This window comes from Spirochaetota bacterium (assembly GCA_004297825.1).
Taxonomy (GTDB): Bacteria; Spirochaetota; UBA4802; order UBA4802; family UBA5368; genus FW300-bin19.
Window position 1 is genome coordinate 168,485 of sequence record SCSX01000015.1, and the last position, 10,630, is coordinate 179,114.

9 protein-coding genes are annotated in these 10,630 nt (G+C 55.4%); 2 read left to right on the forward strand and 7 right to left on the reverse strand.

Features of this window, described 5'->3' with window-relative positions; all coding sequences use genetic code 11:
• Positions 1 to 53: 53 nt before the first annotated feature.
• The gene (locus EPN93_03280) at positions 54 to 950 is read left to right on the forward strand and encodes a glycine--tRNA ligase subunit alpha (protein ID TAL39113.1); all 897 of its coding nucleotides are present in this window, start codon (positions 54 to 56) and stop codon (positions 948 to 950) included.
• Complete coding sequence (locus EPN93_03285; protein ID TAL39114.1) at positions 950 to 1,960, forward strand: bifunctional oligoribonuclease/PAP phosphatase NrnA; 1,011 nt, start codon at positions 950 to 952, stop codon at positions 1,958 to 1,960. Before EPN93_03280 ends, EPN93_03285 begins: the two co-directional genes overlap by 1 nt.
• Here EPN93_03285 and EPN93_03290 read toward each other — a convergent pair.
• From EPN93_03290 to EPN93_03320, 7 genes are all read right to left on the reverse strand, one after another.
• A complete protein-coding gene (locus EPN93_03290) occupies positions 1,955 to 2,902 on the reverse strand; it encodes a hypothetical protein (protein ID TAL39115.1) in 948 nt (315 codons plus the stop codon). The genes EPN93_03285 and EPN93_03290 overlap by 6 nt on opposite strands.
• A 2-nt stretch (positions 2,903 to 2,904) precedes the next feature.
• Positions 2,905 to 4,473: a tetratricopeptide repeat protein gene (locus EPN93_03295; protein ID TAL39116.1), complete on the reverse strand. Its 1,569-nt coding sequence runs from the start codon at positions 4,471 to 4,473 to the stop codon at positions 2,905 to 2,907.
• 24 nt (positions 4,474 to 4,497) lie between these two features.
• On the reverse strand, positions 4,498 to 6,714 hold the full coding sequence (locus tag EPN93_03300; GenBank protein TAL39117.1) for a hypothetical protein: 2,217 nt from the start codon (positions 6,712 to 6,714) through the stop codon (positions 4,498 to 4,500).
• A gap of 14 nt (positions 6,715 to 6,728) precedes the next feature.
• On the reverse strand, positions 6,729 to 7,064 hold the full coding sequence (locus EPN93_03305; protein TAL39118.1) for an anti-sigma factor antagonist: 336 nt from the start codon (positions 7,062 to 7,064) through the stop codon (positions 6,729 to 6,731).
• 39 nt (positions 7,065 to 7,103) lie between these two features.
• Entirely contained in the window at positions 7,104 to 7,550 is a 447-nt protein-coding gene (locus EPN93_03310) for a hypothetical protein (GenBank protein ID TAL39119.1), read from the reverse strand.
• Positions 7,551 to 7,601: 51 nt separating this feature from the next.
• Positions 7,602 to 9,428, reverse strand: coding sequence for a hypothetical protein (locus EPN93_03315; GenBank protein TAL39120.1), 1,827 nt, complete (start codon positions 9,426 to 9,428; stop codon positions 7,602 to 7,604).
• A 47-nt stretch (positions 9,429 to 9,475) separates the two neighbouring features.
• Positions 9,476 to 10,630, reverse strand: a 1,155-nt coding sequence (locus EPN93_03320; protein ID TAL39121.1) for a tetratricopeptide repeat protein, incomplete at its 5' end; no start/stop codon positions are given.

Genomic DNA, 10,630 nt, shown 5'->3' on the forward strand with positions numbered 1-10,630 from the left:
CCGGGCGCCCTCCCGCCCGGCTCGAGGCGACTCTCGGAAACAGGGTATCGAACATGTATTTTCAGGATCTCATCTCCACGCTTAACGACTACTGGGCCAGGAAAGGCTGCATCATCATCCAGGGATACGACCTGGAGGTCGGCGCCGGGACATTCAATCCCGAAACCTTCCTGCGTGCGCTGGGCCCGGAACCGTGGAACGTGGCCTATGTCGAACCCTCGCGCCGTCCCACGGACGGGCGCTATGGCGACAATCCCAACAGGTTGCAGCATTATTACCAATACCAGGTGATACTGAAGCCCTCTCCGCTTGATGTACAGGAGCTTTACCTGGATTCCCTGCGGGCCCTGGGAATCAGGCTGGAAGAGCATGATGTGCGCTTCGTCGAAGACGATTGGGAATCCCCCACCCTGGGCGCATCGGGTCTCGGGTGGGAGGTGTGGCTTGACGGCATGGAAATCACGCAATTCACCTATTTCCAGCAATGCGGCAGCTTCGAGCTCTCACCCATCCCGGTGGAGCTCACCTATGGCCTTGAACGAATATGCATGTACATCCAGGGCGTCAACAGCGTGTTCGATATCAGGTGGAACAAGGATCTCACCTATCGCGACGTGCATCACCGCAGCGAAATCGAATTTTCGCACTACAACTTCAATATCGCCAATGTCGCCCTCCATTTTGCCCGTTTCGACGAATATGAACGCGAGTGCCTTGCGATTCTCGATTACCAGGATTTCAAGGTGGTTCTCCCGGCATATGATTACGTACTCAAGTGCTCGCACGTTTTCAACATGCTGGACGCCCGGGGCGCAATTTCCGTTACCGAACGCGTGGGTTACATCACACGCGTACGCAACCTTGCCCGCCGCTGCGCCGAACGTTACCTTGAGATACGGGAGGAAATGGGTTACCCACTCCTGAAGGCGGAGTCGAAGGTCGGGGGATAATGTACAGGGGATATCATAATCTCGATTCGTTCCTTTCAGCGCACGAAAGATTCCTGATATCTACTCATGAAAGCCCCGACGGGGACGGGCTTGGCGCAGAGATCGCCTTCAACGAGCTCTTGGGCAAACTGGGTAAAAAATCCAGTATCCTTAATTCCGATCCCCTGCCCGAAAAATATAAATTCATGGATCCGGACGGCGAAATCGGCGTCTTTGATCCTGCCGAATCCCTTCCCCCGGACATCGGGGATTACGTGCTATTCGTTCTCGACACGAACGATATGAGCAATATCGGGGCGTCATACCGCGTACTGAGCCCGCTCGTCAGGGATGTGTTCGTAATCGATCACCACGAGGGCGGCAGGGACCTGCTTGAATCGAACTTCATCAAGGTCGAGGCATCCTCGGCGAGCGAGATCGTGTATTCTTTTTTCCAGTATTACAATCGCGTACCCAGCTTCAAGGCGGCCCAGGCGCTTTACACGGGCATACTCTTCGATACGGGAAGCTTCAGGTATCCCAAGACATCCCCCGAGACGTTTAAAATCATTTCGCACCTGGTTGAGCTCGGGGCGAATCCATTCTCAATCTACGAGCACATCTATGAAAACAATGAGCTTTCCAGCTTCCTGCTAAGGGCGAAAATACTCTCCACCGCCGAAGTACATTACGACGGGAAGCTGATCATGATGACGCTCACGCCCGAAATGATCCGCGTGTCGGGATCCACGTTTCCCGAGGGCGAGCTTTCCATTAATATGCCGCTAACCATAAAGGGAGTGATCGCGAGCGTTCTCGTGAAACAGGATGTGGAGGGACCCGTCAAGGTAAGCATGCGCACGAAGGGCGACTATAACGTCGCGGAAATCGCGCTTAAAAACGGGGGTGGCGGGCACAAGAACGCCGCGGGGTACAAATCGACCCTCTCTCTGGAAGACACCCGGCAAAAGGTCCTGGGCGAAGTCGGGGCATTTTTCGAAAGCGGCAGCCCTGCTGCTCCCCGCTCATGAAAGCAGGTCCAGGAGTGACCTTATATCCCCGGGAGCGATACTACCTATAGCCTTCCCGATTTTCTCGATAGAATCCTTTCTCCCAAAACTGATCCTCGCTTCCACGCTGCCGCCCTCGAGCCTTGACGGCAGCACAAGGCTGACCCCGCGGTCCCTGTAGCGCTCACGGATGGAGTCGGCGGCCGCGATTATTCCGGAATATTCCGGGTAGCGGATTCGAAAAAGCGCCTCGTGAAGCCTCTCTTCTTCCGCGTGGGGATCCGCGCCCGGCCGGGGAAGTATGCCGGCGATCTCCTCGATCGAACCCTTTTTTCGGTAGATATCCAGCATCAATTCGAGCGCGTCGCGAAAGATATTCAGGCGCAGATAATACTCCTCCACCCATTGTGCGATAAGCCCGATTCCCTCCGCAGGAAGCCGCATGAGCGACTTGAGCGGCTTGAAGCCGATGTCCCGCTGATCGATGTAGCGCAGCAGTTCACCCGGAAGCGCGCGCACGCCGGATATGAACGCATGGTCCCGGTAAATTTCATCCGGGATCCCCAGTCCGCGGATCGCAGTATGTCCAAGCTCGATCTCATCGGCTCCCAACGAGCGCGCGATCTGGACGCTGCGCAGCTTTCCCGCGGGACCGAGCGCGCCGCGGTACGCCTTCAGGAGCGCATGTTTCATGAAAATTCGCGGCGATATCGTTTGACATACCGTGCATTCGGCCGCGTGCGTGCCAACGGCGCGAGCGGCTTCAAGCCGGTTATGTCCGCTGATGATGACATAGTCGTTTCCCGTCGCCAGGAGCGTGGGCGGGCAGAGTATGCCGAACATCTCCACGGAGCGCGCAAGCGCATCCTCGCGATGGATCCTGCCAATCCTGAATCTCGAATCCGAAAAATCGATCCGGTCCAGCGGAATGGACTCTGTCGGTCCCGTTCCCGGATCGATCATGACTAGATGATCCCCTTCAGGTGTACGCCAAGTTCCTCGGGGAATATCACATTCACCTTGGGGAGCTTGTCGAGGTTCGCCTTGGCGGGTTCGGTAAGATCTGATGCAGTGACGAGAAGCCCCTTCTTCGCCTTGGCGTCATTGATCGCCTGCGCAAAATTCCTGAGCGGTATCTCCCCCACCATCGTTTTGGTCCATCGCCTCACCCACACCAGGGTTTTGTCCTTGGTGGCCGCGTCGTACGCCATGAAATCCACCCCGTCCGCTTCACGGTACGTCTGAAGTATCTGGTCAACCTTATAGCCCATCTTCCCCACCACCCTGTTTGCGATAATTCTGAAATTTTCGCTGTCGAGCTGGCAGAATTTATCGATGAGCTCCATCGTATCACCGTCCGCGGCAAGGGGCGTTCCCTCTCCCTCCCGCGTCCGCGCGATGCGTGCCGTTACCATGATGTTTTTCAAATCGAGCTTGCGCTCGCTTTTCAGTCCGCAGATATCCCAGAGGAAGGTCGCCGGAAACGGGTTCTGTATCCATTCGTCGATATTGTCCATTATCGAGATTTCAAAATCGTCTCTCAGGCTCTTGAGGTCAATATCGATCTCCCGGCGAAGCTGGGTGACGAGACGATAGATATCGTTGTACGTTTTATCGATGCGGTACAGTTCGTTCCAGTACTCAAGCGCCTGCGTGGACCGTTCGGACCTGAGATTTGCATAGCCGATATCGAACAATGCCAGCATGAGCTCGTTCTGCATATCGTTTTCCCTCGTAAAATCGACGACCTCCTGGAAGACTTTCAGCGCCTCCTCGTTCTTTTTCGCCTGGAGCAGAAGAAACGCATGCAGGCGAAGTGCGAGGTACTTTACCGAGGCATCCGGGGTCCGGTCCCTGAGCGCGATCGCGTAGGGAATGGCCTGCTTGAAGTCCCGTTTCTTCTGGTTGGCAAACGCCATCGCGAGATTCGCCGCGTCCGAATAGGGATTGATCGAAACCGCAAGCTTGAAATTGTTGATGGCCTCGTTCAGCTTCTGGTTCTGGTAACTACATATGCCCGCCCCGAAAAAAACCTCGAAATCGTTCTTGTTCACCTTTACCAGTCGCTCGAAATGCTTTTGCGCGAAATCGAACTCCTCCTGCCCCAGTGAAATGAAGGCGGCGTGGTAAAGCGCGTCCGGGTCCCCGGGGTAAACGCTCAGGATATCCAGGTATGTCTGAAACGCCTTTTCTACATCGTCCCTGCGGTAATAGGAGTCGGCGAGCTTTTTCTCGATGTCGAGCCGGTCAATCTCGTAATTGTACTTGTTGATTTCGATCACCCGTTCGAGATGCAGGATGGCCTGGTCGATTTCATTCAGTTGAAGATACAGGTTGGCAAGCCGGTAATGGGCCATGAAATCCTTAGGACGCTGATCGAGGACCTTTTTATACTCAATGATCGCTTCATATACCATGTTCTGCTTTTCATAGGCGGCCGCGCGAAAAGAGGGATCAAGTTTGGGCTTGATATACATCAGGTACAGCACCACGCCGCCTATTATGATTGTCGCCGCTACAAGAAATGTCACCATGCTTATGCCCGCTGCCCTGGTGGACTATCGTGTAAACCGTACAACGGAAGGCCAGCCATTAATAATATAAGAATTCCCAACCTCTTTTTTAAGTATAAAATCGCTTTCAATTTTTATTTTAGCCTTGAAGGGAAGGTTTATAACTATTTCAGGCGGTACGAATTTGGGGAGGTCCGTAAAATGATATTGAACCTCGTGGGGAAGGCACAGTATGCGCATACTGATTCCGCCGAACCTTGAAGGCGCCCGTAGTATAACCATTTCGCTTCCGGGCTCGAACCATTCCATGCGCGGCAGCGGCATTATCTCCAGCCTGTGCTCGTAGTCCATGAACAGCATGGAGCGTAAAAGAGCGCTCATCGCCCACATGACTTTTGGCGATTCTCCCTCCCCATGGGCTCCCCTTGCAGTAAGCGGATTTTTAAAGTCGGTGAAGGTAACGGCCTCTCCCGGCGCCGGGCATAATTTATCGAGGATGGTGAAACAGCGCGTATCACCCGCCAGCAGCAGGTTTGTGGCCAGTACCAGGGAAATATACGAATCCCAGCCGCCGTAAGAAGGATTGTACACCGGCAGCCCGCGGAGGCTGTCGGCCACGAGCGATACGAGGGAACGGGTATCCTCGGGGGTAAGCGCGTTCAGGCCGTGCGGCCACGCCGCGGTGATGCAATATGCCGCGAATTCGGCAGGCATGATGGTTTCGCCCCCGGCGAGCGCCGAAGCGCACCATTTCAGCACTATGCCCTTCAGCCTTGACACCTCCGCCGCATATTTCGTTTCATCGCCGAAGATTCCCGCACAGCGCGCGAGATAGGAGCCATGCCTCAACGCGCCCATCAGGACGGAAAAATCGTGTGCATGGGCGACTTCCATATCGAACCCGTCTATGAAGTTTACCCGTGAAGCCGAATCTATCGAGCGCACGGAGCGGGTGAATTCCGCAATGGAATCCGACAGCCTCTTGATGGCGGGATAGACCTCTTGCAGCGAATCGTCATCGCGGGAAAACAGGAAGTAATCGGCGTACAGGGATACCGTGAATGCCGCGGCAAGATGATCGCGGAGCGAGCGCTGCTCGGGATAGGCGAAATTTTTCAAGTAGTGGGTGGCGATTTTTAAGGCCTCGGCGGTGAAGCCCATTCTCGAGAGGGCGGAGCAGACATGGTACGCCTGCGCGGCAATATCCGGACTTGATCCCCTTGACGAGGATGCCAGGACCCTGGAATAGTGGTGGACGATGGCTGCTTTGCATGCACCGAACATTTCCGTATAAGCCGCCCCCGGCAGGGAGAGCTGCGCCCCGGCGGAGAGTTTCCCGCCGGAGAATTCAACATACTCCCGGGCCGCCTGGTCGTGATTAAAGCGGGCGGATGACAGCGGGCGCGAGCCGGAAAGCCCGATTCTCAGGTTAATGATCCGTGCACCCTTTTTTACCCGGAATCCCAGCGCCATGGTCGCCATTCCCTGGACGCACTGGATCTTCGTGACCCCGCGATCTCCGGTAGAGGGGGTTATATCACCCATGCTCCCGTTCCCGGCAAATACCATGTCCGGCCTGGTATCGGACAGGAATCTGTCGACACCGTTTATGCGAAGCGATTTGGTGTCTTTGCGGTATTCAATAGCGTCCAGTCCGCCTATCGCATCGTTGGAGTAAGGCCTGAGCACGATGAGAAAACTCGCATCCCCGGCGGAACGCAGGTTTTGAATCTCCGAACGAACGATCACTTCATCCGCGGCCCCGCGGGCTCCATAGAGGGATTGGGCCACGTCAAGCGATCCGGATTTCCAGCGAGTGGAGACCACCGATGTCCGGGTATCGCGCGTTCGAATTACGGTGCCGTCGAGATTTTGCGCCCGAATGAGCGAATCACCCTGCATCCACCAGAATTCGAGCGCCCAGGATTCGTCGGCGGCGCTGATCATACCGGACGGATCTATGCGCAGTATTTCCGGGGAGAACTGGTTTGAGAAGCATATCCAGTCCCTGGCTGAACGGTTCAGGATGACGGGGGAACTGACAGCGGCCTCGCCCCCGGGATGCTGACGCGGAATCCAGTATGGCCAGCCATACGATGGGAACCGCTGGAAGATAAGGAAGTTCCTTAATCCCCGCATGGCCTGCGCACCCAGCAGGCCCAGTTTGCGGGAATCGGCAGGGACAGGGATGTCGTGAACCGCCGGGGTAACGAAGCCGGAGTTTCGGTCCCCGCGCGCGCGACTCCAGGGAATCAAGTTCATGTTGCCTGGGGTATTTAATAGCTTTTCAGCGCTTCTTCTTCTGTTTCATAGATGTCGAACATGTCCATGAGTTCGACGACTTCGAATATTTTTTTTACCGCGTTGTTCATGGAACACAGTTTAAGCTTCCGCTTGGATTCCTTGAGAATGCGCATCGTCGCGACAAAGATTCTCAGCCCTGAACTGCTCATGTATTCTACGCTGCTGAGGTTAAGCAGCATGTGACAATCCGGCTCCTGGCTGATAATTTTGTTTATTTCTTTCTCTATGTCCGCGGAAACATGCACATCCAGCTTTCCCTGAAGATAAAGTATGATGACGTTGTTCGACTTTTTGGTTTTAAGGTCCATCTTGTTGCTCCTTTTCTCCTAAATATTTCTCTACCGGGATCACTCTTCTCCGGCCTGGGCCATTCTCCGGGTAATCACAAGCCCGAATATGAAGCCGGAACCGATCAGAAGTATGATCCCTCCAAACACCTTGAGAACAAGGTGCTCAAAGCGAAATCCATTTACCAACAACAACAGGCCGGCCATGAACGGGAACATCACTCCCGAAAAATACATGAGCCCACGATACCTGAGAGGATCGAACAGCGGCAGCACCATGGAAGCGCCCAGGGCGAATACCGTGGCGGCAAACGCACGCGCTATGAAAAAAAGTGGTGCAACAAAACTGTCGGACTTGATCTGGTTGAACCAGTCCTCCTGCACCTCTATGCCGAAAAGTCCGGCGAAAAGAGTGGGTGAAACGAAAAACACCAGCCCGGCCGCAAGATACAGCATACCCGCGATGAGCACTACCGCCTGCAGCACATTGGTACTCCTGGATCTCATACTGAACGGCCTCCACGCGCAATGCAAAAGGTGATACAACTTATTAGTACATCATATTCTCTTGGCGATCAACAACTTATTTGTCATCTCCTCGGAAAGTTTGATAATTTTTTCCGGGCTGTATGTCCGCTCGGTCAAATCAATTTGAATGTTTTTGTCGGCGGTCACGTTGAGCCGTTCCTCGCCCTTCCAGAGGTACAGCATCTCCAGGTAGTTGCGATAGAACTTTATGACGCGTTTGCTCGTAAACTCAAAGGGTTGCCTGCTCCTGACGGTCACGTATACGATTTCGCCTATATCGCACCTGAACAGGTCTTCCGGACGGACCTTCCTGTAGGGCATGCCGGAATGGAACTCGCCACCGGCAATTTCGACGGACTGGACCACCGGGTGGAGCGCAAACGACGCCGCGGCGATGTCCCGGGAGGGGCCCGTACTGAACAGCCTTGGCGCAGTCCCGGTCCCTTCGGCCAGCAGGGCGATCGGGACGCTCCTGAAAAACTCTATTCGCTTGTCTCCCAGTATCTCCTTCATGAATTTGCGGATCCTGCCCGAACCCGCCACATGGCTTTCCGGGAAGGTAATGTCCAGGAATGAGCCCAATTTCTCTTCCGGCAGAAACCGGCTCAAAATGCCGAGAAATTCGTCCTGGTCCCGCGACGCGAGGAAGAGCAGGGACACGACCTGGGAATACGAGGACGAGTATATCGAGCTGAACTCCTGACCTGCGTGCGAGAGGGCATTGAGCACACCTGCAAACGCCGCCGCCTCATAGGTCACACTCTGGCATACGAGGGCGCGCGCCGGCCCCGCGAGTATGCCCAGGAGTTCCACCGCGCCCTTCGAAGAGGCAAAGTCCCTGATGGCAGCATGCGCCGATTCGCCTTTTTTTATCCCGAGGACATCGAAAAACACCGCCCCGTCGACCTGGCCCTGTTCCCTGCCCGCGTTCCTGTTGATCACGTAAAGAACCCGTTGCCCCTCGGTGAGGGAGGCGTCGAACATGCCGTACAGGTCCTCCCTGTCCCGCGCGCGCTGAAGCATCGCGCAGACCGAATCGGCCAGGCTGAAGACCCTGTCCCTGAGTTCCGGGTCCTCGTCCGACAGGTCCACGATTATGTATTCATATTCGCGGGAGAGCACGAAGAGTATCGGCGAGAGTATGTCCGGGTTGACCCGAACTTTGCTCCCGAATGCGATATTCATGAGCGATAGCCGCTCGTCGACATCCGCCACGCACTCGCTGATTATTTCCGCGGCGGGCGCGCCGATATTGCTTTTCTGCGAAATGGCGCCCGTTATTCTCCGCTCGAAATAGTCGAACACGGACGTTCCCCTGTACGACATATCGAGAACGATCGTTCGCCCCCGTATCGCGCAGGCCGATCCCAGGCAGGACGCGAACAGGCTGGTTCCCAGGCCTTCCTTGCGTCCGTACGCGCACAGTATCCTGCTCGTGGTTCCGATATATCTCCGGCCCGCATCCGAAAGCCCGAATCCCATCCTGTCGAGCGTTTTGAGGTAGCCCCTCATCGCTTTGAAAGAGGTCAGGAAGAAACGGAAGACCTCGTCGATCTCGAAAACGCAGACCTCGGAGTCGACCAGCGCCTTGACCGAGCCGCGGTGCTTGTACGCGGTAAAGGGAATTTCGCCGAAGAAAGATCCGGGAGCGAGGTACATGATATCGTTTTGTCCGAGCGCCTCTATCTCGAACATGCCCCGGATGACCACGTTCAGCGTAGCGAGCGCCCTCACGTCCAGCTTCTGTCCGCGCGCCAGGTGAATGATCCTGCCCTGTCCGCGCAGGCGCGTGATCTCCTGCCGGGAGCAGTGACAGAATATGGGGATCGAGCTTAGGATGGATTCAACATTGTCCATGCAGACGGTGCCGTTATGCGCTCTTTATTTGTGTTTCCGCGCCGCGGTCAGTTGCCTATGTTCTTGAGCAGGCGGACAAGATCGCTCTTGCCAAGAAGCTCGATCGGGCGCGTATTTGCGAATTCCACGGCGGACTGGTTGAAATCCCCCGCGCTTATGATAATGATACGATTCGCGTTTTTCTGTTTCATCGATTCGTGGAGCCGCCGCAGGAGCTTGTCCTGCACCGAATCGGTCGTGCGCATGATGCGGACGATCTTGTTGCTCATGCGGGCGTTTCTCCACTTCGCCTCGTTGTCGGCGGCGATGATTTCGATCTCCGTGTCGCTCACGATATCCACGTCCATGGCGGAGAGCCCCATGTGCTCCACGATTTTCCGGCAATCGTGCTCGAACTGCGAAAGGCCGGCGATCATGAAATCCTTCACCCGGTCGTCCTGCCGGAACTCGGAATAGGTCTTGAGCTTTTCCGAAACATCGCGGAAGTTCTTATTTACGGCGGCTATCTGTTCCCAGTTTGCAATCGCGCCCTGGAGATCCCGTATGTTCTCCTGCGAGGCGGCAAGGTAGTACCTGAGGTTCAGCTCCGTATCGCTGCCGCGCTTCGCGAATTTCAATCCCCTCTCGAACTCGATGATCGCCTTGGGGTGCATATCGCGCTCGAGGTAACAGGTGCCCTTGGCAAGGAAGCACTTAAGCTTGATGTCCTCGCTCTTCTGGGCTACGTCGAATTCCTTGATCGCCCATTCGTGGTCGCCTATCTGGCGAAGGACCAGCCCCAGGAAATAATGAGCGCGGTAATTTGCAGGTTCGATCTTGATGGCTTCGATGAACGACTGTTTCGCGTCCGTATAATTGTTCGCCTTGTACTGGATCTGTCCCAGGTAATAGTGAGCCATGTCCAGCTTCCCGTTCATCTGGATGCTCTTCTTGAAATAGCTGCCCGCCTTGTCCGCCTGGCCTGAATTGAAATAGATGACCCCGAGCTGGTAGTAATTCTCGTGGTCCTGGGGGGCTATCTTGGTAAGGATGAGGTATTCCTTTTTCGCGTCGTCGACGCTTCCGCGATCGGTGTAGATTTTGGCGAGCTTGGATCGAATCCTCACCTCGTCCACCTTCTCGTCATAGCGGCCGAGCTTGAGCACCTGCCGGTACTCGAGTATGGCGTACTGTATGTTGTTCTCCTTGAAGTAGGCCTCGGC

Bases quoted from the DNA above. Each gene is read 5' to 3' on its own strand.
- EPN93_03285 (TAL39114.1), top strand. From the start codon at position 950: ATGTACAGGGGATATCATAATCTCGATTCGTTCCTTTCAGCGCACGAA.
- EPN93_03290 (TAL39115.1), bottom strand. From the start codon at position 2,902: ATGATCGATCCGGGAACGGGACCGACAGAGTCCATTCCGCTGGACCGG.
- EPN93_03295 (TAL39116.1), bottom strand. From the start codon at position 4,473: ATGGTGACATTTCTTGTAGCGGCGACAATCATAATAGGCGGCGTGGTG.
- EPN93_03310 (TAL39119.1), bottom strand. From the start codon at position 7,550: ATGAGATCCAGGAGTACCAATGTGCTGCAGGCGGTAGTGCTCATCGCG.
- EPN93_03305 (TAL39118.1), bottom strand. From the start codon at position 7,064: ATGGACCTTAAAACCAAAAAGTCGAACAACGTCATCATACTTTATCTT.
- EPN93_03315 (TAL39120.1), bottom strand. From the start codon at position 9,428: ATGGACAATGTTGAATCCATCCTAAGCTCGATCCCCATATTCTGTCAC.
- EPN93_03280 (TAL39113.1), top strand. From the start codon at position 54: ATGTATTTTCAGGATCTCATCTCCACGCTTAACGACTACTGGGCCAGG.
- EPN93_03300 (TAL39117.1), bottom strand. From the start codon at position 6,714: ATGAACTTGATTCCCTGGAGTCGCGCGCGCGGGGACCGAAACTCCGGC.